This window comes from Devosia aquimaris, from assembly GCF_020169335.1.
GTDB lineage: Bacteria > Pseudomonadota > Alphaproteobacteria > Rhizobiales > Devosiaceae > Devosia > Devosia aquimaris.
Window position 1 is genome coordinate 670,824 of record NZ_JAIEZN010000002.1, and the last position, 20,226, is coordinate 691,049.

A 20,226-nucleotide genomic window follows, 5' to 3' on the forward strand; every position below is an offset into this window, starting at 1 on the left:
TGCAGGGCGCGAATACGGCGTGGTACTGCGCTAAGGCTGGTCGATACGACAAAGGCCCCGCCAAGGGGTGCGGGGCCTCCAGATAGTCAGGCAAAGCCTGCGCCGCCAGGAGGCGGCGCCCGGCCGTCCAGCCTCGGCCCTAGAACTCGTTCCAGTCCTGCTCGGCCGGGGCTGCATTGCCGCGGCGCAGGTAATTGCCCGCCACCGCCTTGAGCTTGTTCTGCATGCCGCGCACCACATTGCCAGCGCTGGCCGCCGGTGCCTTGGTCGCTGCAGGCTGCGCCGTGGCCGTGCCAATGGTGAAGATATCAACGATCCGGTCGAGCTCGCTGGCCTGCGCCTCGGTCTGCTCGATGGCGGCGTTGGTTTCCTCGACCAGCGCGGCATTGTGCTGGGTCATCTCGTCCATCTGCCGCACGGCGATATTGACCTCTTCGAGCGCACTCGCCTGCTTGCGGCTGTCGTCCGATATGGCGCGCAGCGCCAGCGTGCTGCCACGGATGCCGTCCAGCATGCTGGCCAGTTTGTCGGCCGCGTCGCTCACCAGCCGGCTGCCGGTGTGCACTTCGCCTGCGCTCTGTTCGATCTGCGTCTTGACGTCGGCCGAGGCGCTGGCGGCGCTCTGCGCCAGGCGCCGCACTTCCACGGCCACCACCGCAAAGCCCTTGCCGGCGTCACCGGCACGGGCCGCTTCCACAGAGGCGTTCAGCGCCAGCAGATTGGTCTGGAAGGCGATATCGTCGATCAGCCCGATGATGTTGGAAATCTTGGTCGACGACTGGGTGATGCGCTCCATCGCCTCGGTCGCCTGCGCCATCACCGCACCACCGGCCTCGGCGGTTTCCGACACGGTCGTGGCCTGGACGCTGGCCGTCTCGGCCTTCTTGGCATTGCCCAGCACGGTGCTGACCAGCTGTTCCATGGTCGCCGAGGTTTCCTCGATCGTGGCCGCCTGGCGCGTCGTGCGTTCGCTCAGATCATTGGCGCCCGACAGGATTTCGCCCGTGGCGCGCTTGAGCGCCCGCGAGGTGTCGCGCAACTGGCCGACGATCTCGCCCAGCTTCTCGGCCACGGCGTTGGTGTCGTCCTTGAGGCGGGCGAAGGCGCCGTCATACTGGCCCTCAACGCGCCGCGTCAGATCGGTATCGGCCAGCGCCGCCAGCACCTCGCCGGTCTCGCCCAGCCCGCGATCCACCGTTTCCACCAGCACATTGACCGAGCCGGCCAGGGCATTGAGTTCGGCATCGGGGAAGCGCGCATCCACGCGCTTGGAGAAGTCGCCGGCAATGGCCGCGTCCACCACATGGCCAAAGGCCTGCTGCAGCTCGGTCATCATCGCCGCGCGCTCGGCCTGGTTGCGGATGATCTGGGCCGCCTCGGCCTCGGTCATCTCGGCCACCTTGATGCCATTGGCGCGGAACACTTCCACGGCCCGCGCCATGGCGCCCAATTCGTCGGAGCGGTCGGCGCCGCGCACCTCGACATCGAGCTGCCCCTTGGCCAGCGCCTCCATGGTGCCGGTTAGCCGGGTAATCGGCCGGGTAATGCGCTGCGAGAAAATCAGGCCCAGCGCCGCCACCACGGCCAACAGGCCCGCGCCGATCGCCAGCATCAGATTGCGCATATTGGCAACCGGCGCCAGGATCTCGTCCTTGCCCATCACCGCCACGGCAGCCCAGTTCTGGCCCGGCGTGGTGATCGGCGCCGCCGCCACCAGCATGTCCATGCCGCGATAGCTGCTGGTCTCGCCATCATTGCGCTGGCCCGCCAGCGCCGCGTCGAGCACCGGCCCGGCAAAGCCGGTCACCATGGCGTCATTGTCGGGGGTAAAGCTTGAATCATTGCGCAGCAGCCCGTCCGAACCGGCCACCAGCACTTCGCCCGTTTCGCCCAGGCCGGTGCGGTCGCCCACCACGGCGTCGAGCCGTTCGGAGGGCAGTTGAATGGCCAGCACGCCCACCTTGCGGCCCTGGGCATTGAACACCGGCTTGGCAAAGAACGCCGCCGGCAACCCGCCCGCCGGCCCATAGGCGGCAAAATCGGCAAAGGCGATGTCATCGGGGTTTTCGATGGCCAGCGCCTGCGCCACCACGCCACCGAGGGTCGAGGATGCAAAGGGGCCACCCTCGGCAAAGCGGGTGCCGAAATCAGCCGATTTGGTCACCGAATAGACCAGGAACCCCTTGAGATCGAACAGATAGAGGTCGCGATAGCCGCGCGCAGCAATGGTATTGCGGAAGCCGGCATGGAAGCGGGTATGGGTCGCGTCATAGGCGCCCGTCGTCCCCAGCGTTTCCAGCGCTGCCAGATTGTCCGGATTGGGATTGGTGTCGACATAGAGCTTGCGCACTTCGGCAGTCGGATCGACCTTGAACTGCAGCCAGGCGCCACCGAAATCGCGCAGCGACTGCACGGTCGCTTCCGAACGCGAGGTGGAGACCAGATCGTCCCGCACCGCCTTGAGATAGGTCGAGACCGCCGCCGCGCGTTCGCTGGCCAGCGTCATCAAATTGGTTTCGGCCGCACCACGCAGCGCCTGGCTGCCGATCATATAGCTGCCGATGCCGACGCCCAGGCTCACCAGCAGGGCGCTTCCCAACAGGGCCAGTGGCAGCTTGCGGGCGATGGGCAGCGAAAAAACCGACATGAACACACCCTCTTTGCTACGCAAAACGAGACCGGCCGCGGACATGCGGCCGCCCCTGCAGCTGCGCGCTACGTTAAGGGAGGGTTATTAAGCTGCCGTAAAATCTATTCGGCGTGCGCGGCCGCCGGGGAGGGCGCAAGATCGGCGTCATCGCCCTCTGCCGCCACGGCCGCATCGCGCAGGCTGGTGCCCCGCACAACGGTCGGGCTCATGGCGCTGGCCAGCGCTTCGGGCGCATCGGCCTTGGTCAGGATGGCCGCCAGCGAACCGATGGTCGGGCGCAGATTGTGCCGGTGCACCACCATGTCCACCATGCCGTGCTCGAGCAGGTATTCCGAGCGCTGGAAGCCCTTGGGCAGCTTTTCGCGAATGGTCTGCTCGATGACACGGGCGCCGGCAAAGCCGATCACGGCGCCCGGCTCGGCCAGATGCACATCGCCCAGCATGGCATAGGATGCGGTCACGCCGCCGGTGGTGGGGTTGGTCAGCACCACAAAGAACGGCAGGCCCGCTTCGCGCAGGCGCAGCACGGCAACCGTCGTGCGCGGCATCTGCATCAGGCTGAGCACGCCTTCCTGCATGCGCGCGCCGCCCGAGGCGACGAACAGCACGAAGGGGGTCTTGCGGGCGGCAGCGGTCTCGAGCCCGGTGATGATGGCCTGGCCGGCCGCCATGCCCAGCGAGCCGGCGAGGAAGTCAAAGTCCTGCACGGCGACGGTCACCGGCCGCGAAAACAGCTTTCCGGTGGCCACGATGACGGAGTCATCATAGCCCGTCTTGGCGCGGTTTTCCTTGAGCTGGTCGACATAGCGCTTCTGCGCGCGGAATTTCAGCGGATCGGCCGGGGCCGACGGCACGGGCACCAGCTCATAGGCGCCATCGTCCAGGAACGTCTTGAGCCGGTCCACCGGCTTGATCTTCATGTGATAGCCCGAATTGGGCACCACCCACTGGTTGGCTTCCAGATCCCGATAGAACACCATTTCGCCGGACTCGGGGTCCTTCACCCACAGGTTCTCAGCGATCTGCGGCTTGTTGCCGAGAATCGAGCGAATCTTGGGGCGGACGAAGTTGTCGATCCAGTTCATGGCAGGCCTCGTGCGGTGACGCTGAGGCCACCTAAGCTAGAATTGTGGCAATTCTTATCAGGGTGGCGGCATCTGCGCAAAGGGCGCCGCCATGCGCCTGTGGACAGCGGGCCTCCTGTGCCCGCCGCCCATCAGTGAAAAGACCTTGGGGCGGGTCAGCCCCGCGCGCGCTTCACGCCGCTGAAGATCTCGGCCACCAGGTCGCGCACGGCGCCGACCGTCTGGTCGGTCGCCTTGCCGTCCTTGAGCGAGCGGGCCACGGCATCGACCAGCACCGAGCCCACCACGATGCCATCGGCATGCTTGCCGATCTCGGCGGCGTCCTCGGCGGTCTTGATGCCAAAGCCCACCGCCACCGGCAGGTTGGTGTGGCTCTTGATGCGGTCCACCGCCTCGCCCACGGCGCCGCGCGACTTGATCACCGCGCCGGTCACGCCGGTCATGGAGACATAATAGACAAAGCCCGAGCTGTTCTTGAGCACGGCCGGCAGGCGCTTGTCGTCGGTGGTCGGCGTGGTCAGGCGAATGAAATTGAGCCCCGCCGCCATGGCCGGCAGGCAGAGCTCCTCGTCTTCTTCCGGCGGCAGGTCGACGATGATCAGACCATCGGCGCCAGCGGCCTTGGCGGCCTTTACAAAGGCCTCGACGCCAAAGCTGTAGACCGGGTTGTAGTAGCCCATCAGCACGATGGGCGTGGTCTCGTCCTTGCGGCGGAAATCCTCCACCATGCCCAGTACGCCGCGCAGCGTCTGCCCGGCAGCCAGCGAGCGCTGGCCCGCCAGCTGGATGGCGACGCCATCGGCCATCGGGTCCGAGAAGGGCATGCCCAGCTCGATGATGTCGGCGCCCGCCTGCGGCAGGGCTTCCAGAATGGCCTGGCCGGTGGCCAGGTCCGGGTCGCCCGCCATCACATAGGTGACCAGGGCCGGGCGGCCCTCAGCCTTGAGGGCGGCAAAACGAGTATCGATACGCGTGGTCATGACTAGAGCAGCCCCAGATATTTGCCGACGCTCTCGACGTCCTTGTCGCCACGCCCACTGAGGCACAGCACGATCGATTGGTCCTTGCCCATGGTGGGCGCCACCTTCATCAGCTGCGCCAGCCCATGCGCCGACTCCAGCGCCGGGATAATCCCCTCGAGCCGTGTGCACAGCTGGAAGGCTTCCAGCGCCTCGTCATCGGTGATGGGCGCATAGGTCACGCGCTTGCTGTCGTGGAGGAACGCATGTTCCGGCCCCACGCCGGGATAGTCCAGGCCCGCCGAGATCGAATGACCCTCGAGGATTTGCCCGTCCTTGTCCTGCAGCAGATAGGTGCGGTTGCCGTGCAGCACGCCAGGGCGGCCGCCGGTCATGCTGGCGGCATGGCCGTTCTCGACATCCACGCCATGCCCGCCCGCTTCGGCGCCATAGAGCTTGACGTCGGCATCATCGAGAAAGGCGTGGAAGGTGCCGATGGCATTGCTGCCGCCGCCCACACAGGCCACCACCGCATCGGGCAGCTTGCCCTGGGCTTCGGCGAACTGGCTCTTGATCTCGCTGCCGATCACCGACTGGAAGTCGCGCACCATTTCCGGATAGGGATGCGGCCCTGCGGCCGTGCCGATCAGGTAATAGGTGCTGTCCACATTGGTCACCCAGTCGCGCAGCGCCTCGTTCATGGCGTCCTTGAGCGTGCCCGCGCCGGCCGTGACAGGGCGCACTTCGGCGCCCAGCATTTTCATGCGCAACACATTGGGCATCTGCCGTTCCACGTCCGTGGCGCCCATGAAGATGGTGCAGGGCAGTTCGAACTTGGCGCAGACCGTGGCCGTGGCCACGCCATGCTGGCCCGCGCCGGTCTCGGCGATCACCCGCGTCTTGCCCATGCGCTTGGCCAAAAGGATCTGGCCCAGGCAATTGTTGATCTTGTGGCTGCCGGTGTGGTTGAGCTCCTCGCGCTTGAACCACACCTGCGCGCCGCCCAGGTGCTTGGTCAGCCGTTCGGCGAAATAGAGCGGGCTGGGCCGACCGGCATAATGCACCGACAGATCGTTGAGTTCGGCCTTGAACGCCGGATCCTTCTGGGCAGCGCGGTAATGCGCCTCCAGGTCCAGGATCAGCGGCATCAGCGTTTCGGCGACAAAGCGCCCGCCAAAGATTCCGAACCGGCCGTTGTCGTCAGGGCCGTTGCGTAGCGAATTGATACCGGTGGTGTCCACGTCTGCCTCAAGAATGCTCTGGCGCCCGATCATCCGGCCCGGCGGGGCAGGGTGGTGTCTGGCGCCAACAAGGGTCTGGCCATGGCCTTGTGCGGTGGCGCATGCCACCAGGCCGGTGCGGCCATCCTCCCCGCTTGGGGGGAGGGGCGAATGTCTTATACGGCGGCGCGGGCGTTTCGGATGAACGCTTCGATCAACCGCTTGTCCTTGACGCCCGGCGCGCTTTCCACGCCCGAGGACACATCCAGCCCCATGGGGCGCACGGTCCTGACGGCGTCGGCAACGGTGTCAGGCGTCAGCCCACCCGAAAGCATGAAGGGCACGGAAGGGTCAAGCGCCTTGAGCAGGCCCCAGTCAAAGGTCTCGCCCAGCCCGCCGGGCCGGTCGGCGCCCTTGGGCGGCTTGGCGTCGAGCAGCAGCCGGTCGGCCACTTCGACAAAGTCGGCGACATGGGCCACGTCCTCGGCAGTGCCGATGGGCATGGCCTTCATGATTTCAACGCCCGCTTCGGCGCGGATGGCCGCGACGCGATGCGGGGTTTCCGGTCCATGCAGCTGGATCCAGTCCGGCCCCAGCGCCGCCACCTCGGCCACGCAGCTGTTGTCGGGATTGACCAGCACCACGCAGGTTTCCACCCGCCCGCGGGCTTCGGAAATCAGCGTGGCGATGTCCTCGATCGACACATGCCGGGGCGAACGCGCAAAATGCATGAAGCCCACCATATCGGCGCCTGCCGCAATGGCAGCCTCAAGGATATCGGGGGTCTTGATGCCGCAGATCTTGATCACAATAGGGTCGGCCATAGGGGTGCTCAGCGCAGCTCCAGCAGATCGTCGACTTCGGATTTGGGTGTGTTCTGGCGCTGCGTCTTGCGCAGGCCCTTGAGCTCTTCATTGAGCAGGTGGGCTTCGCGTCGCCAGTGCTTCTCGCGACGACGATGATGCCCCTGGGCAAACCAGGTGGCGGTGCCGCCCATCAGCACGCCCACCAGCAGCGCCACATAGAGCACCACGAACAGCGGCACGCCGAAGCCCGGCAGGGCGGCCGCATCGACATTGCCAAAAGGGTTGAAATTGACCACCACCAGATGGGTGTTGGCCAGGGCAATCAGAATCAGCCCCAAACTCAATGGAACCAGAACGAGCCAGCCGACGATTTTATTGACCATGCCTATGGTTGCCTATGGAGCCCTGGCCCCGTTACGAGCGGTTCAGCCGCTCGCGAATTTCCTTGCCGGCCTTGAACTGCGGCACGTATTTCTCGCCCACATCCACCTGCTCGCCGGTGCGCGGATTGCGCCCCACGCGGGCCGGGCGGTTCTTCACCGAAAAGGCGCCGAAGCCGCGCAGCTCAACCCGGTCACCCCGGGCCATGGCGTCGCCGACCTCATCGAGGATCGCATTGACGATATTCTCGATATCGCGCTGGAACAGATGCGGATTTTCCGCCGCAAGTTTCTCGACGAGTTCCGATTTGATCATCATTGTCTCCAGATCACAGTCGTTTGGCCTCGCCGGTTCATGAGGCTGATCCAACCTGCCAAAGCGAGACAAGGCCGTCAAGCGGCATGGCGCCCTGACCAAGGCCCAGCAGACTCTTCGCCTGCCCGCCCAAAATCGTGCCGACCAGGTCAAATCCGGTCTCGGGCCGCGGCCAGGCGGTGTGCACATCAAGGTCCTTGGTCACGCCCTTTTCGGCTTCCAGCCAGGCAATGGCTTCCAGCTCGCCGCCGATGGCGTCGATCAGTCCGGCCTCAATACCCATCCGGCCGGTGACGATGCGGCCATCGGCCAGCGCCAGCGCTGCCGGTCGCGCCAGGCCGCGGCGTTCTGCCACAATATCGACGAACCACTGGAAACTGTCGTCCACCAGCGCGGCGATGGCGGCCCGTGGCGCGCCCTCCATCGGCTCGTCGAAATCGGGCTCCGCCTTGAGCGGGCCCGAGGCCACCTTGTCAAAGTCCACCCCGATGGTGTCGAGCAGCTTGCCCGCGTTCACATGCTGGAACAGCACGCCGATCGAGCCGACGATGGACAGGCGCCGCGCAAAGATGCGGTCGGTGGCAATGGCCGTCATATAGGCCGCCGAGGCGCCCAGTTCCTTGATCACCGCCACGGTCGGCTTGGTCGCGCGCAATTGCCCCAGCGCCTCATAGAGCTCCTCGCCGCCCGCCGTGGTGCCGCCCGGCGAATTGATCGCCACGATCACCGCCTTGACGCTGTCGTCCTCGGCCAGGGCATTGATCGCCGCCAGCCGCGCCGGATCGGTCGAAATCGTGCCATCGATCACCAGCCGGGCGATGTGATCCCCGCTCGCCTGCGGCAGGCCGAAGCGCCCCAGTCCCAGGATCACGGCCAGTGCCAGCGCCATGAATGCCAGCACGCGCCAGAGCCCGCGCGACTTGCGAAAGCGCTCCGTCGCGATGATGGTGTGCGGGTCCGTCGGCTGGGGGGCGGTGGGGGCGTGGTCGGTCATGGCCGGCTCCGGATAATGGGTCCTATGGGCTAGTCCGCCAGTATCTGTTTGGCAAGCGATGCGCCCCCGGGCCGATTGCCTCAGGCCGGCTTGACCATGAAGCGCGCGCTGTCCTCGTAACTGCTCAGCGTGTCTTCCAGCGCCGGAGCCTTGATCGCGCGAAACCCGTGCTTGTGCCAGAAGGGCACCGAGCCGTTGACGGCAACCAGGCTTGTGGTCGGCAGGCCGCGCGCCCGCCCGTGCCGCAGGATCGATCCCACGATGGCGGCCGCCGCGCCGGTGCCGCGCGCCTTGGGCATCAGCGCCAGATCATGCACATAATAGGTGTCGGCATCCGCCGGCAGGCTGCCCAGCAGTGCGTTGAGCGGGGGCACCTGCATATAGCGCCAGGGGTGGCTGAGCAGATAGCCCGAGGCCACGCCGTCGATTTCGAGAAACTGCGTGCCGTCCGGATACAGCGCCAGCCGCTCGGCAAACACCGCGTCGTCCTCGGGAAAATCCGGATGCACCTGCCGGGCGATCTCGATCACGGCGGGCAGGTCGGCTTGTGTCAGGGGACGCCAAAGCAAGGGGCTGGTCATATCTGTCCTTAACGGCAAAAGGCCCGCGCTGTGAAGCGCGGGCCCATCGATTGCTGCGAACCAGGATTACTCCTTGTCGCGATCCTTGAGGGCCGCGCCCAGGATGTCGCCGAGCGAGGCGCCCGAAGCGGACGAACCGTAGTTGGCCACGGCTTCCTTTTCCTCGGCGATTTCCAGTGCCTTGATCGACAGCTGGATGCGCTGGGTCTTGCGGTCGTACTGGGTGACGCGAGCGTCGACCTTTTCGCCCTTCGAGAAACGCTCGGGGCGCTGGTCGTTGCGGTCGCGGCTGAGGTCCGCACGGCGGATGAACGCGGTCATCTCGCTGTCGGCGATGCGCACTTCGATGCCGCCATCGTTGACCTCGGTCACGGTGCCGGTGACGATCGAACCCTTGCGGATGCCGCCTTCGGTGCCGGCTGCGTCGGCGACTTCGCCGGTCGACAGCTGCTTGATGCCCAGGCTGATGCGTTCCTTTTCGACGTCAACATCGAGGACCTTGGCCTGAACCATGTCACCGCGGTTGTAGTCTTCCAGGGCCACTTCGCCCGACTTCTGCCAGTCGAGGTCCGAAAGGTGAACCATGCCGTCGACATCGCCGTCCAGGCCAATGAACAGGCCGAATTCGGTCTTGTTCTTGACTTCGCCTTCGATGACGGCGCCCACGGGGAACTTCTCGGCGAAGCTTTCCCACGGATTGGCAAGGGTCTGCTTGAGGCCCAGCGAGATACGACGCTTGTCGGGATCGACCTCGAGCACGACGACTTCGACTTCCTGGGAGGTCGAGACGATCTTGCCGGGGTGGACGTTCTTCTTGGTCCAGCTCATCTCGGACACGTGGATCAGGCCTTCGATGCCCGGCTCCAGCTCAACAAATGCACCGTAGTCGGTGATGTTGGTGACGCGGCCGGTAAACTTGGCCTCGATCGGGTACTTGGCCTCGATGCCTTCCCACGGATCAGCCTGCAGCTGCTTCATGCCCAGCGAGATACGGTGGGACTCGTGGTTGATGCGGACGATCTGGACCTTGATGGTCTCGCCGATCGTGAGCACTTCGGACGGGTGGTTGACGCGACGCCATGCGATGTCGGTGACATGCAGCAGGCCGTCGATACCGCCCAGGTCAACGAACGCACCGTAGTCGGTGATGTTCTTGACCACGCCGTCGACAACCTGGCCCTCTTCGAGCTGCTGCACGATTTCCGAACGCTGTTCGGCGCGCGACTCTTCGAGGATGGCACGACGCGACACGACGATATTGCCGCGACGCTTGTCCATCTTCAGGATCTGGAACGGCTGCGGCACATTCATGAGCGGCGCGATATCGCGGATCGGACGGATGTCCACCTGCGAACGCGGCAGGAAGGCCACGGCGCCTTCCAGGTCCACGGTGAAGCCACCCTTGACCTGGTTGAAGATGGTGCCTTCAACGCGCTCGTTGTTGTTGTACATGACTTCGAGCTTGACCCAGCTCTCTTCGCGGCGGGCCTTTTCGCGGCTCAGCACGGCTTCGCCAGCGGCGTTCTCGACGCGGTCCACATAGACCTCGACGACCGAACCCACCTTGATGGTGCCGTCACGGCCAGCCTGGCCGAATTCCTTGAGCGCAATACGACCTTCGGTCTTCAGACCAACGTCGATGATCGCCAGGTCCTTTTCGATCGCAACGACCGTGCCCTTGACGACGGCGCCTTCCAAAGGCTCGTTGTCAACGAACGAGTCCATCAAGAGGGCTTCAAAGTCTTCTTTCGTCACAGTTTGCTGTGCCAAATGTCTTCTCCAGTCGTACCGGTGGTTGGGGGGTGGCATCGCCAGAAACGAGACCCGCCTGCTGATCGGGTCAGCAGCCGGTACACGGGGCTCCGTTCGGAAACGGCGATGGAATTGTATAAGTCCGCCTGGCTACGCTGAAGGCTGACCGTCGGGGCCGGGTTGGCGCAAGGTTGGATTTAGGGCTGTTGCCCTGCCTTGCGCGCCATGGTCCCATCGACAATCGCGATGGCTGCGCGGAGTGCGGCCTCTATATCGAGAAGTGTCGTATCGAGCAAGTGCGCGTCCGCCGCTTTGTAAAAGCCGCCATGCGGATTGGCCATGTCCCGGGCGTCACGCTCTTCTATCTGGTGATAGAGGGCATAGCGGTCAACCACCTGGCCGCGCGCTTCCAGCTGCCGCGCCCGTCGCTCCATGCGCGCCTTGCTGTCGGTCTGGATGAAGAGCTTCACATCGGCATCGGGGGCAATCACCGTGCCGATGTCGCGCCCGTCCAGCACGGCCCCGCCCGGCTGCCCGGCAAAGTCGCGCTGAAAGGCGAACAGCGCCTGCCGCACTTTTTCGATCACTGCCACCTTGGACGCCAGGACGCCCGCGTCCGCGCTCGTCAGCGTTGCCGTGTCGGTCAGGTGCGCCGCGTCCAGCCCTTCGGCCGCGGCGATGGCCTTGGCCTCAAATTCGGGCGTGTCCACCGCGTCCCGCACGGCCCAGCCCACGGCGCGATAGAGTAGCCCCGTGTCCAGGTGGGGCAGGCCATAGTGGCGCGACAATCCGCTGGCCAGCGTCCCCTTGCCTGATGCGGCCGGTCCATCCACGGCAATGATCATCGTCTAGCGTCCCTTCATGCTGGGAAAATGCCCGCCCAGGGCCACAAGGGCCTGCACGAAGCCGGGAAATTCTGTGTCGATGGCGCCGGCGTCCTCGATCACGACCTTGTTCTTGCTGCCCAGGCCCAGCACGGCAAAGCCCATGGCCAGATGCGCATTGCCCTGGCTGGCCACCGCGCCGCCGCCGGGCACCTTGCGCTCGCCGCTCACCAGCAGCCGTTCACCCTCAAAGCGCGCCTTGACCCGATTGGCCGTGAGCCCAGCGGCCAGGGCCGTGGCCGGGCTGGCACTGTCCAGCCCCTCGATCGTGGTGTCGCCCTCGGCAAAGGCCGCCGCAATCGCCAGCGGCACCATCTCGTCCGCCAGCAAGGCGCTGCGGTCCCGATCCAGCGCCAGTCCGCGCAGAAAGCTCGAGCGCACGCGCAGGTCCGCCACATGCTCGCCCATCATCTCGCGCTGGTTGGTGAAGGTAATGTCCCCGCCCATTTCGAGCAGCGCATCGATCAGCCCGGTGCGCTGCGGATTGACCAGCACGCCCTCGACCACCACATCGGCCCCCGGCACGATCAGCGCGGCGACAATGCCAAAGCCGGCCAGCGCCGGGTCTGCCGCGACGGTCACCATGCGCGGCGTCAGGTCTGCCCCGTCGCGCAGGCTGATGATGCGGGTGCCGTCCGGCTGCTCGTCCACACCGATGGCGGCACCAAAACCCGCCAGCAGGTTTTCCGTGTGATTGGCCGCCGTCGCCGCCGCCCGGATCTGGGTGAGCCCCGGCAGGTTCAGCCCCGCCAGCAGCAGCGCCGAGAGGCAATCACCATCGGCAATCGGTGCAGCGGCCGTGATGGGCAGTGCGCGCATGGCCCCGCGCCAGGTCGAATGCCCGTCGGGCCCGTCCAGAAGGCGCGCGCCGATGGCCTCGAGCATTGGCAGCACGCCTTTGCGCAGTTCCCCCGATTGACCCAGCGTCACCGCGCAATCCATGTCGTGGCTGGCCAGCGCCCCCAGCAGCAGGCCTGCCGCCGGTCCCAGCCCGTCGAGCGCCAGCGGCGCGCAGGGGGCCAGCAAGCCGCCCGTGCCCAGGCCCTGCACCTGCCAGTGGCGGCCCTCGCGGCGGATCACCACGCCCAATTGCGTCAGCGCCTGCGCCAGCCCGGCAATGTCGGCGCTCTCGGGCATGCCGATCAGCGTGCTGCGGCCCACCGTCAACGCGGCCACCAGCAGCGCCTGTGCCGCCAGGCGCCTGTCTCCAGGCACGGCAAAGCGTCCGGTCAGCGGGTCGGCGCCGTGGGCGGTCAGCGGGGCAGGGCTTGGGCTTTTGTCTGTCATGGGCGGCTTGGGCTTAGCATGCGCGCCCGCCCGAATGCCATCACCCCATTGGACTGCAGCCCAGCTCTCCACATTTTCGGTTTGACAGGACCCGGGTTTGCCCATAACCGGACTGACCGAACACGGGCCGAAACGCCCCCAAAACCCTACGAAAAGGAACATCGATGGCCAGTTCCGAACGCGGCACCAAACGGACCGACCCGGAAACGGGGAAAAAGTTCTACGACCTCAACCTCGATCCGATCGTCTCCCCCTATACCGGCAAGAGCTATCCGCGCTCCTATTTCGAGCAGGCGCTGACCGCCAAGGCCGCCGCGGTTGCCGCTTCGGCCCGCAAGACCACCGACGACGAAGATGAAGTCGAAGAGGAAATCGAAGACGTCACCGCCCCGGTGATCGTTTCCCTCGAGGAAGCCGATGCCGAAGAAGGCGTCGATGATGACATCCCCGAGACCGATGATGTCGACGTCGAAGTCGAGGAAGACCTGGGCGACGATGACGCCGACGTGTTCCTCGAAGAGGACGAAGACGAAGACGATGAACTGGGCTTTGACGTCGGCGGCGACGAAGAGCCTTGATTTTCAATGCGGATTCGGCCGGCTGTGACAAACAGCCGGTCGAATAAAAAAGTGTCATTTAGGCACTTGCGGTCTGCGGAATCATCCAATAGGTTCCGCCTCGCTTCGGACGGCAACCGCCGCCGAGACCCACGGAATGGGGCCATAGCTCAGCTGGGAGAGCGCTTGCATGGCATGCAAGAGGTCAGCGGTTCGATCCCGCTTGGCTCCACCAATTCCACTCCGGCCTGCGGGCCAGTCCCCCGACATGTCTGATACACCGGCGACCTGAAGCGGTCGCTGCGTTCGGCTGCGCCCCGCGGCCAAGGGCCGTTGCGCCACCATTTGCCACGCTTTGTTGAACACTGCGGTCGCGCTCTGGCGATTGTCCAGGCCGGCGTTCAACCCTACCTCAGCCCGTCCCCTCTCTGACACGACGCCGACCCGAGGTATTTCCTGCCATGACTGCCGCTTCCCCCCGCAGCACTGAACACCGCATCGATCCCGATATGCTGGCCCGCTGGTCGCCCCGTGCCTTCAGCACCGAGATCATGCCCCAGGCCGACCTGTTGACCGTGCTCGAGGCCGGGCGCTGGGCGCCATCGGCCTTCAACGCCCAGCCCTGGCATTTCATCTATGCCCGTCGCGACAGTGCCGCCTGGGATGGTTTTGTCGATCTGCTCAACCCCTTCAATCAGGATTGGGCCCGTCACGCCTCGGCGCTGGTGTTCATCGCCTCCAATCTCACGCGCGCTGATTCCAAGGGCCAGCGCCTGCCCGTGCGCTCGCATGCCTTCGATGCCGGCGCGGCCTGGGGCCTGATGGCGCTGCAGGCCACCAAGCTGGGCTGGCATGCCCATGCCATGGCGGGCTTTGATCACGATCGGGCCATGGCTGCCCTGGGCGTGCCCGAGGACTGGCGCCTCGAGGTGGCCGTTGCCATCGGCCGCCGTGGCGAGGCCGCCAGCCTCCCCGAAGGCCTGCGCGAGCGCGAAGTCCCCAGCGCGCGCAAGCCCCTGGCCGAAATCGCCACCGAAGGCCGATTCTCCTGACCAGCGTCTAGACCGTTTCACTCTTGAGTGGATTTGCGGCCCCTTTGCCGCCCTCCCCTCAAGGGGGAGGGGGCGATACAACCGCCTCAATCTGAAGGTGAAACGATCCAGGTTTGCGATGACGCCTGGCTCTGGCAGTGTGCAGCTTTGCCCTGCCGGAGCCGACTCACCTTGGCCAGATCACCCGTCTCCATCGACGCCGCCCGCGCCCGCCACATCTGGATTGCGGCGCAGCGGCTCGACACGTCCGAGCCCTTTGGCAGCGGCCCGGCAGCCACCAGCGCCGCCATAGCCCATCTGGGCTATGTGCAGATCGACACCATCAATGTCATCGAGCGCTGCCACCACCACATCCTGTTCTCCCGCATCCCCGGCTATCGCCGCAGCGATCTCGCGCAGGTCCAGTCGTCGGACAAATCGGTGTTTGAATACTGGACCCATGCGCTGAGCTATGTGCCCAGTGCCGATCTGCCCTTTTATGTGCCGGCCATGAAGGCCCAGCGCAGCGGTCTCAGCCGCTGGTTCGGGTCGGTCACGCCGGCCGAGACCAAGGCCATGCTCAAGCGCCTCCGCGCCGAAGGCCCGCTCTCCATGCGCGACATCAGCGATGAGCCCCTGGTCGAGAAAAACCATCCCTGGGCCAGTCGCAAGCCGTCCAAGCGCGTGCTCGAGGCGCTGTTCTATCAGGGGCTGGTCACTGTCTCGGCCCGCCAGGGCATGCTCAAGAGCTACGATCTGATGGACCGCCACTTCGGCTGGACCACGCCGCCCAAGCCCGCCACCGCCCGCCAGATCGCCGCCTACAAGCTCGATCGTGCCCTGCGCAGCCAGGGCCTGGTGAGTCTCGATTCCATCTGCCACCTCGATGCCCCCGGCAAGGCCGATGTGCTCGCGCTGATCGAGAGCCGTGTCCGCACAAAAAAACTGGTGCCCGTGACGATTGGTGGCAACGACAAGGTGTCCCATTGGGCCGCGCCGGACACGCTCGACAGCGCCGCCGGCGAGTCGCCCCATCTGGTCCATATCCTGTCGCCCTTTGATCCCCTGATCATCCAGCGCAAGCGGCTCAAGCTGGTCTTCGACTATGACCATCTGTTCGAGGCCTATGTCCCCGCGCCCAAGCGCAAGCTGGGCTATTTCGCCCTTCCCGTGCTGATGGGTGACACCATCGTCGCCGCGCTCGACCTCAAGACCGACCGCGCCGCCGGCAAGCTGCTGATCCAGCAGGCAACCTGGCTGGAAGACGTCGGCGCCGAAGGCCGGGCAGCGGTGGACGAAGCGCTCCACCGGTTTGAGCGGTTTCAGCTCGGGGCGTGAAGGGGGAGGCGTCCCCGTTGGGTTCAGACGATCAGCTTGAACCCCAACGCACCGTTGATCGCATCGCGCACCGCCGTCAGGGCAGCATTGACGATGCGTTCCGCCAGTCCCTCGACCTTCATGAGGGCCGCTGCCAGCGTGGCGATGAACTGCAGGCGGATCGTTTCAAGATACTTCGTCACCTCTGCCTTGGTGAACTCTCCCGCGACAAATGCCTGGCCGACCAGCACAAGCTGGCTGGCAAGTGACCAGCACGTATTGATGGAGAATTCCTTGGCCTCCTCCCAGAGCTCTGCGGCCTCCTCCCGTGCACCCTGCATGAGACCGGCGAAGATTTCGTCTGCGCTTGGCATATCAAAGATCCTTTGCTCGCAGCCCTGACAGGGTCGTCGCCACGGCTTTGTTGATGTCATCAATGGCAAGTTGACCCCGGATCGGGCCGATCTTTTGATGGTCGCGATGCGAGGCCTCAAGATCGGCGAGTACGTTCTGCAGCGCCAGCAGCGTCACCACTGCGCAATTGCCTGTCACCACGGTCTTGGGCGTATCGGCTGCAATTGTCTCGCCGCCTATTTTGATCGTTGGCAGGCCAATACTGTTGGCGATGCCATTGATTGGGCACTGCCGGCTGCTGAGCAGACCGGCTTTGACGACGATGTTGGATAATGTGCCGCTGGCCTTGGGGTAGAAAGCCTTGGCAGCATCAGAGGTGAAAGCGCCTGCTGGGGTCCCAGAATTGAGCCGCATGCTGGCAACGAAGGTGACGGCCTCAATCTGGAAAGCGCTCAGGTCATCGTCGAGCGACTTGTCATAGCGCTCACCCAGCTGAAAGCTGCTGCAGCCTGACACAACAAGCACGACTAAAAGGACGACGATGGCCCGGAGCATGATGTGCACTGCAGTTCACTCGGTTAGCGCCACAGATGGCCCGTCCAATAGAGGATCAAACGCAGCCTGTTCCAATTCGCAAACCTACCGACCGTAGGACTGCATAGGCCGCGACCAACACCCCACCGAACCGATCCGCGCCCGCGCGCCTTTCCAAACCCCCGCTTGCCGCGCTAAAACCCTTGCCGCGAAGTGGGGATTAGGTATGGCGACTTTCACTGACATGGCCCGCCGGGTGTACAACCACACCTGGAAGCTCGATCCCATCGTGCGCAGCCTGCTCGATACCGATTTCTATAAGCTCTTGATGTTGCAGATGATCTGGGGCCTCTACCCCAAGGTCGATGCTACTTTCTCGCTGATCAACCGCACCCAGTCGGTGCGCCTGGCCGACGAGATCGATATCGACGAGCTGCGCGCCCAGCTCGACCATGTCCGCACCCTGCGTTTCACCAAAAAGGAAATGATCTGGCTGGCCGGCAACAGTTTTTACGGCTCCCAGCAGATCTTCTCGCCCGAATTCCTGCGCTGGCTGGCCGATTTCCACCTGCCCGATTACCGCCTTGAGCGGCGCGATGGCCAGTTCGTGCTCGAATTCCCCGGCCGGTGGCTGGAAACCACCATGTGGGAAATCCCGGCCCTGGCCATCATCAACGAGCTGCGCAGCCGCGCCGCGCTCAAGCATTACGGCCCCTTCACGCTTGATGTGCTCTATGCCCGCGCCAAGGCCAAGATGTGGGAAAAGGTCGAGCGCCTGCAGAAGCTGCCCGATCTCAGGATTTCCGATTTCGGCACCCGCCGCCGTCATTCCTTCCTCTGGCAGCGCTGGTGCGTCGAAGCCCTCAAGGAGGGCATTGGCGACAGTTTTACCGGCACCTCCAATATCAAGCTGGCCATGGACAATGACCTCGAGGCCCTGGGCACCAATGCCCATGAGCTGCCCATGGTGCTGGCCGCGCTTGCCCCCAATGATGATGCCCTGCGCGCCGCGCCCTACCAGGTGCTCACCGATTGGGAGAGCTATTATGGCGGCAATCTCAAGATCGTCCTGCCCGATGCCTTCGGCACCGACGCCTTCCTGCGCAATGCCCCCGACTGGGTCGCCGACTGGACCGGCTTCCGCCCCGACAGCGCCCCGGCCATTGCCGGTGGCGAGCGCATCATCGAATGGTGGAAGAGCCGCGGCCGCGATCCCCGTGAGAAGCTGCTGATCTTTTCCGATGGGCTGGACGTCGACATGATCGAGGAAGCCTACCTTCATTTCGACGGCAAGGTGCGCATGGCCTTTGGCTGGGGCACCAATCTCACCAATGATTTCGAGGGCTGCGTGCCCAATGGCCCCAATCCGGGCCTGGACCCGATCTCCATTGTCGCCAAGGTCAGCCAGGCCAATGGCCATCCGGCCGTCAAGCTCAGCGACAATCCGGCCAAGGCCACCGGCACGCCCGAGGAGATCGCGCGCTATCTCCGAATTTTCGGCGACGCCGGCCGCGTGGAGCATGCCGTCAAGGTCTGACCAGTTTCACACCACCAAAAAACCATCAGCTGTGGATAGAGCCACAGCAGCGTCCCGCGTTAGGCGCTTGGGAACGCCTGCGGCATAATTTTGCCGCCGGGGGCTCCCATGGAGCCAGTATGACTTTGCAATTGATCGATATTTCCGTCCAGGACAAGCAGGCCCATCCGCGCCTGCCCGGACGCAGCACGGGCCATGTCCGCGCTGTTCTCACCGAAACCATAGATGGCCAGCAGCAGACCCATGAATTGACCGTCTCGGCCTGGGCCGATCACGCCGCCGATGCCACGCCCGAGGATATCGACATGGCGCTCATGCTGCGCGCCGCCCGCATCATTGCCCGGCTCAAGGGCAGTCTGGACCTGCCGGTCAGTTCGACTTGATCATGGCGTTGAGAAAGGCGCGCTGGCTTTCGCTCAGCCCGCCGGTGCGCACTGCCGGCCGGGCCAGCGGCACGGCCGGCTGCAGCTGCAGCAGAGAACGGCCGGGCTGCCGCGGCGATAGGGCCATGCGCGGGCGGTTGGCCCAGGCACGCGCCTGGCGCATCTGGCCTTCACTGCGCAGGAAATTGACCACCACCGGAACCACGATGATCCAGATCGCCAATACCTGCCAAGCCATATGCGCCTCCATGGAAATGCGCATCGGCTATAGCTAACAAATCCCTAACGGCCCAGCACGGCTTGCCGTTAGCCTTACTGGCTAAACTTGTATGTTCTGGCTCACCGGCGGCAGCGGCTTGCCGCGGTTGAGCGCCACCAGCATGGCGCGCACGTCATCCTCGGCAGCCTTGGTCACCACCTTGCGGTTGTCCGTCTCGCGCAGCGGGCGCGGCGTACCGAAGGCCACGGTCACTTCCTTGCGTGGGCCAGACAGGATTTCGATGATGTTCTGCTTCACCGATTTCGACTTGATCCAGGCGATCAGCGAGCGCTCATTGCGGGTCACCGGCAGGCCCTGCAGGGTCGTATAGGCCACCGTCAGCGGCTGGATCAGCACATCGGTGGCGCCAGCCTCGATCATGGCATGCTGGGCCGCGCCCACCAGCGCCGAGCGGAACGGCAGCACATGGGTGCCGATATCGCTCTGCCCCTCGGCAAACAGCAGCACCGCATTGCCGCCCGCCATATGCGCACCCATTTCCCGGCTGGTGCGCCCGGCATCGGTGCGCCGGGTGCGATCGACGAAAATGGTCTTCTGCAGCCGGGCCATCATGCCCACGAAGAACCATTCGCCCACTTCGCGCTTGGCCACAAAGGTCACATCGGCCACCGAGCCGATGGCCACGATATCGGTCCAGCTCACATGGTTGGAGACCAGGAGCGTCGCCCGGCCCGTCGCCGGCTGGCCCAGCACGGTGACCTTGAGCCCCAGGAAGATGCAGCCCATGCGATGGAACAAGCGGGGCAACACCTGCCAGGCCGGCAGGTTCAGCGCATTGATCAGGGCCTGCAGCGGGATGATCACCACCATCACCGGCAGCAGCACGAAGATGAAGAACAGCACGCGGAAGATCATGTCTTGCTCTTGTCGTCTCCAGCAATCGGCACCGCATACAGCTCCAGCCGATGGTCCACCAGCCGGTAGCCCAGCCGCTTGGCTATCACATCCTGGATGGCCTCGATTTCCTCGTTGCGGAATTCGATCACCGTGCCGCTGCGAATGTCGATGAGATGGTCGTGGTGTTCGTCCGGGATCAGCTCGAAGCGCGCCCGTCCGTCCTTGAAATCATGCTTGGTGACGAGCCCGGCTTCCTCGAACAGGTTCACCGTGCGGTACACTGTCGACAGCGAGATGCGGTCATCCACGGCCGAGGCGCGGCGATAGAGCTCTTCCACATCGGGATGGTCATCGGCCGCTTCGATCACGCGGGCAATCACGCGCCGCTGGTCGGTCATGCGCATGCCTTTGGTGACGCAGGCCTCTTCCAGCGTCGGGTCAGTCTGGCCCCTGCTCATGCCATTGCTCCGAACCGGTTTGTC

Annotated in this window: 22 protein-coding genes and 1 tRNA gene; 6 read left to right on the forward strand and 17 right to left on the reverse strand. The window is 64.9% G+C overall.

Features of this window, described 5'->3' with window-relative positions:
* Nucleotides 1-139 precede the first annotated feature (139 nt).
* The 12 genes from K1177_RS16155 to K1177_RS16210 form a co-directional block, all read right to left on the reverse strand.
* Nucleotides 140-2,647, reverse strand: a complete 2,508-nt coding sequence (locus K1177_RS16155) for a methyl-accepting chemotaxis protein (RefSeq protein WP_224704761.1) — start codon at nucleotides 2,645-2,647, stop codon at nucleotides 140-142.
* Between the two features lie 104 nt (nucleotides 2,648-2,751).
* Nucleotides 2,752-3,735 (reverse strand): acetyl-CoA carboxylase, carboxyltransferase subunit beta, encoded by a 984-nt coding sequence (gene accD, locus K1177_RS16160; protein ID WP_224704763.1) that lies wholly within the window; start codon nucleotides 3,733-3,735, stop codon nucleotides 2,752-2,754.
* 155 nt (nucleotides 3,736-3,890) lie between these two features.
* Nucleotides 3,891-4,715: a tryptophan synthase subunit alpha gene (gene trpA / locus K1177_RS16165; RefSeq protein ID WP_224704770.1), complete on the reverse strand. Its 825-nt coding sequence runs from the start codon at nucleotides 4,713-4,715 to the stop codon at nucleotides 3,891-3,893.
* Between the two features lie 2 nt (nucleotides 4,716-4,717).
* Nucleotides 4,718-5,935 carry a tryptophan synthase subunit beta gene (trpB, locus tag K1177_RS16170; protein WP_224704772.1) on the reverse strand — a complete coding sequence of 406 codons (1,218 nt, stop codon included), beginning with the start codon at nucleotides 5,933-5,935 and terminating at the stop codon, nucleotides 4,718-4,720.
* 155 nt (nucleotides 5,936-6,090) lie between these two features.
* Complete coding sequence (locus K1177_RS16175; protein WP_224704774.1) at nucleotides 6,091-6,738, reverse strand: phosphoribosylanthranilate isomerase; 648 nt, start codon at nucleotides 6,736-6,738, stop codon at nucleotides 6,091-6,093.
* A gap of 8 nt (nucleotides 6,739-6,746) precedes the next feature.
* A complete protein-coding gene (locus K1177_RS16180) occupies nucleotides 6,747-7,103 on the reverse strand; it encodes a lipopolysaccharide assembly protein LapA domain-containing protein (RefSeq protein WP_224704776.1) in 357 nt (118 codons plus the stop codon).
* A 31-nt stretch (nucleotides 7,104-7,134) separates the two neighbouring features.
* Nucleotides 7,135-7,416, reverse strand: coding sequence for an integration host factor subunit beta (locus tag K1177_RS16185; protein WP_137150239.1), 282 nt, complete (start codon nucleotides 7,414-7,416; stop codon nucleotides 7,135-7,137).
* Between the two features lie 37 nt (nucleotides 7,417-7,453).
* On the reverse strand, nucleotides 7,454-8,410 hold the full coding sequence (gene sppA / locus K1177_RS16190; protein ID WP_224704785.1) for a signal peptide peptidase SppA: 957 nt from the start codon (nucleotides 8,408-8,410) through the stop codon (nucleotides 7,454-7,456).
* Between the two features lie 80 nt (nucleotides 8,411-8,490).
* Nucleotides 8,491-8,979 (reverse strand): GNAT family N-acetyltransferase, encoded by a 489-nt coding sequence (locus K1177_RS16195; protein ID WP_224704788.1) that lies wholly within the window; start codon nucleotides 8,977-8,979, stop codon nucleotides 8,491-8,493.
* Nucleotides 8,980-9,057: 78 nt separating this feature from the next.
* Nucleotides 9,058-10,800 (reverse strand): 30S ribosomal protein S1, encoded by a 1,743-nt coding sequence (gene rpsA / locus K1177_RS16200; protein ID WP_396120232.1) that lies wholly within the window; start codon nucleotides 10,798-10,800, stop codon nucleotides 9,058-9,060.
* Nucleotides 10,801-10,940: 140 nt separating this feature from the next.
* Nucleotides 10,941-11,588 carry a (d)CMP kinase gene (locus tag K1177_RS16205; RefSeq protein WP_224704792.1) on the reverse strand — a complete coding sequence of 216 codons (648 nt, stop codon included), beginning with the start codon at nucleotides 11,586-11,588 and terminating at the stop codon, nucleotides 10,941-10,943.
* Between the two features lie 3 nt (nucleotides 11,589-11,591).
* The gene (locus tag K1177_RS16210) at nucleotides 11,592-12,914 is read right to left on the reverse strand and encodes a 3-phosphoshikimate 1-carboxyvinyltransferase (RefSeq protein ID WP_224704794.1); all 1,323 of its coding nucleotides are present in this window, start codon (nucleotides 12,912-12,914) and stop codon (nucleotides 11,592-11,594) included.
* A 164-nt stretch (nucleotides 12,915-13,078) separates the two neighbouring features.
* On the opposite strand from K1177_RS16210, the gene K1177_RS16215 reads away from it, so the two are divergent.
* From K1177_RS16215 to K1177_RS16230, 4 genes are all read left to right on the forward strand, one after another.
* Nucleotides 13,079-13,492 (forward strand): TIGR02300 family protein, encoded by a 414-nt coding sequence (locus K1177_RS16215; RefSeq protein WP_224704796.1) that lies wholly within the window; start codon nucleotides 13,079-13,081, stop codon nucleotides 13,490-13,492.
* A gap of 138 nt (nucleotides 13,493-13,630) precedes the next feature.
* Nucleotides 13,631-13,706 (forward strand) — tRNA-Ala (locus K1177_RS16220).
* 226 nt (nucleotides 13,707-13,932) lie between these two features.
* On the forward strand, nucleotides 13,933-14,523 hold the full coding sequence (locus K1177_RS16225; protein ID WP_224704798.1) for a nitroreductase family protein: 591 nt from the start codon (nucleotides 13,933-13,935) through the stop codon (nucleotides 14,521-14,523).
* Nucleotides 14,524-14,694: 171 nt separating this feature from the next.
* Nucleotides 14,695-15,840 carry a winged helix-turn-helix domain-containing protein gene (locus K1177_RS16230; RefSeq protein ID WP_224704800.1) on the forward strand — a complete coding sequence of 382 codons (1,146 nt, stop codon included), beginning with the start codon at nucleotides 14,695-14,697 and terminating at the stop codon, nucleotides 15,838-15,840.
* 23 nt (nucleotides 15,841-15,863) lie between these two features.
* Here K1177_RS16230 and K1177_RS16235 read toward each other — a convergent pair whose 3' ends face one another.
* Nucleotides 15,864-16,193 (reverse strand): hypothetical protein, encoded by a 330-nt coding sequence (locus tag K1177_RS16235; RefSeq protein ID WP_224704802.1) that lies wholly within the window; start codon nucleotides 16,191-16,193, stop codon nucleotides 15,864-15,866.
* 1 nt (nucleotide 16,194) lies between these two features.
* Nucleotides 16,195-16,728 (reverse strand): hypothetical protein, encoded by a 534-nt coding sequence (locus tag K1177_RS16240; protein WP_224704804.1) that lies wholly within the window; start codon nucleotides 16,726-16,728, stop codon nucleotides 16,195-16,197.
* 205 nt (nucleotides 16,729-16,933) lie between these two features.
* Between K1177_RS16240 and pncB the strand changes: the two genes are divergently transcribed.
* Nucleotides 16,934-18,244, forward strand: a complete 1,311-nt coding sequence (gene pncB / locus K1177_RS16245) for a nicotinate phosphoribosyltransferase (RefSeq protein ID WP_224704805.1) — start codon at nucleotides 16,934-16,936, stop codon at nucleotides 18,242-18,244.
* 119 nt (nucleotides 18,245-18,363) lie between these two features.
* Nucleotides 18,364-18,627: a hypothetical protein gene (locus K1177_RS16250; protein WP_224704813.1), complete on the forward strand. Its 264-nt coding sequence runs from the start codon at nucleotides 18,364-18,366 to the stop codon at nucleotides 18,625-18,627.
* On the opposite strand, the gene K1177_RS16255 is transcribed toward K1177_RS16250, so the two are convergent.
* The 3 genes from K1177_RS16255 to K1177_RS16265 all read right to left on the reverse strand — a co-directional run bounded on the left by K1177_RS16255 (nucleotide 18,614) and on the right by K1177_RS16265 (nucleotide 20,202).
* Nucleotides 18,614-18,865: a hypothetical protein gene (locus K1177_RS16255; RefSeq protein WP_224704815.1), complete on the reverse strand. Its 252-nt coding sequence runs from the start codon at nucleotides 18,863-18,865 to the stop codon at nucleotides 18,614-18,616. The two genes, K1177_RS16250 and K1177_RS16255, sit on opposite strands and share 14 nt — an antisense overlap.
* Nucleotides 18,866-18,946: 81 nt before the next feature.
* Nucleotides 18,947-19,762 (reverse strand): lysophospholipid acyltransferase family protein, encoded by an 816-nt coding sequence (locus K1177_RS16260; protein WP_224704817.1) that lies wholly within the window; start codon nucleotides 19,760-19,762, stop codon nucleotides 18,947-18,949.
* On the reverse strand, nucleotides 19,759-20,202 hold the full coding sequence (locus tag K1177_RS16265) for a Fur family transcriptional regulator (RefSeq protein ID WP_224704819.1): 444 nt from the start codon (nucleotides 20,200-20,202) through the stop codon (nucleotides 19,759-19,761). The genes K1177_RS16260 and K1177_RS16265 overlap by 4 nt, the downstream gene beginning before the upstream one ends.
* Between the last annotated feature and the right edge of the window lie 24 nt (nucleotides 20,203-20,226).

Bases quoted from the DNA above. Each gene is read 5' to 3' on its own strand.
- K1177_RS16240 (WP_224704804.1), bottom strand. From the start codon at position 16,728: ATGCTCCGGGCCATCGTCGTCCTTTTAGTCGTGCTTGTTGTGTCAGGC.
- K1177_RS16215 (WP_224704796.1), top strand. From the start codon at position 13,079: ATGGCCAGTTCCGAACGCGGCACCAAACGGACCGACCCGGAAACGGGG.
- K1177_RS16260 (WP_224704817.1), bottom strand. From the start codon at position 19,762: ATGATCTTCCGCGTGCTGTTCTTCATCTTCGTGCTGCTGCCGGTGATG.
- K1177_RS16255 (WP_224704815.1), bottom strand. From the start codon at position 18,865: ATGGCTTGGCAGGTATTGGCGATCTGGATCATCGTGGTTCCGGTGGTG.
- accD (WP_224704763.1), bottom strand. From the start codon at position 3,735: ATGAACTGGATCGACAACTTCGTCCGCCCCAAGATTCGCTCGATTCTC.
- K1177_RS16175 (WP_224704774.1), bottom strand. From the start codon at position 6,738: ATGGCCGACCCTATTGTGATCAAGATCTGCGGCATCAAGACCCCCGAT.
- K1177_RS16155 (WP_224704761.1), bottom strand. From the start codon at position 2,647: ATGTCGGTTTTTTCGCTGCCCATCGCCCGCAAGCTGCCACTGGCCCTG.
- sppA (WP_224704785.1), bottom strand. From the start codon at position 8,410: ATGACCGACCACGCCCCCACCGCCCCCCAGCCGACGGACCCGCACACC.
- K1177_RS16250 (WP_224704813.1), top strand. From the start codon at position 18,364: ATGACTTTGCAATTGATCGATATTTCCGTCCAGGACAAGCAGGCCCAT.
- K1177_RS16265 (WP_224704819.1), bottom strand. From the start codon at position 20,202: ATGAGCAGGGGCCAGACTGACCCGACGCTGGAAGAGGCCTGCGTCACC.
- K1177_RS16205 (WP_224704792.1), bottom strand. From the start codon at position 11,588: ATGATCATTGCCGTGGATGGACCGGCCGCATCAGGCAAGGGGACGCTG.
- trpA (WP_224704770.1), bottom strand. From the start codon at position 4,715: ATGACCACGCGTATCGATACTCGTTTTGCCGCCCTCAAGGCTGAGGGC.
- K1177_RS16210 (WP_224704794.1), bottom strand. From the start codon at position 12,914: ATGACAGACAAAAGCCCAAGCCCTGCCCCGCTGACCGCCCACGGCGCC.
- rpsA (WP_396120232.1), bottom strand. From the start codon at position 10,800: ATGCCACCCCCCAACCACCGGTACGACTGGAGAAGACATTTGGCACAG.
- K1177_RS16185 (WP_137150239.1), bottom strand. From the start codon at position 7,416: ATGATCAAATCGGAACTCGTCGAGAAACTTGCGGCGGAAAATCCGCAT.
- pncB (WP_224704805.1), top strand. From the start codon at position 16,934: ATGGCGACTTTCACTGACATGGCCCGCCGGGTGTACAACCACACCTGG.
- K1177_RS16180 (WP_224704776.1), bottom strand. From the start codon at position 7,103: ATGGTCAATAAAATCGTCGGCTGGCTCGTTCTGGTTCCATTGAGTTTG.
- K1177_RS16235 (WP_224704802.1), bottom strand. From the start codon at position 16,193: ATGCCAAGCGCAGACGAAATCTTCGCCGGTCTCATGCAGGGTGCACGG.
- K1177_RS16225 (WP_224704798.1), top strand. From the start codon at position 13,933: ATGACTGCCGCTTCCCCCCGCAGCACTGAACACCGCATCGATCCCGAT.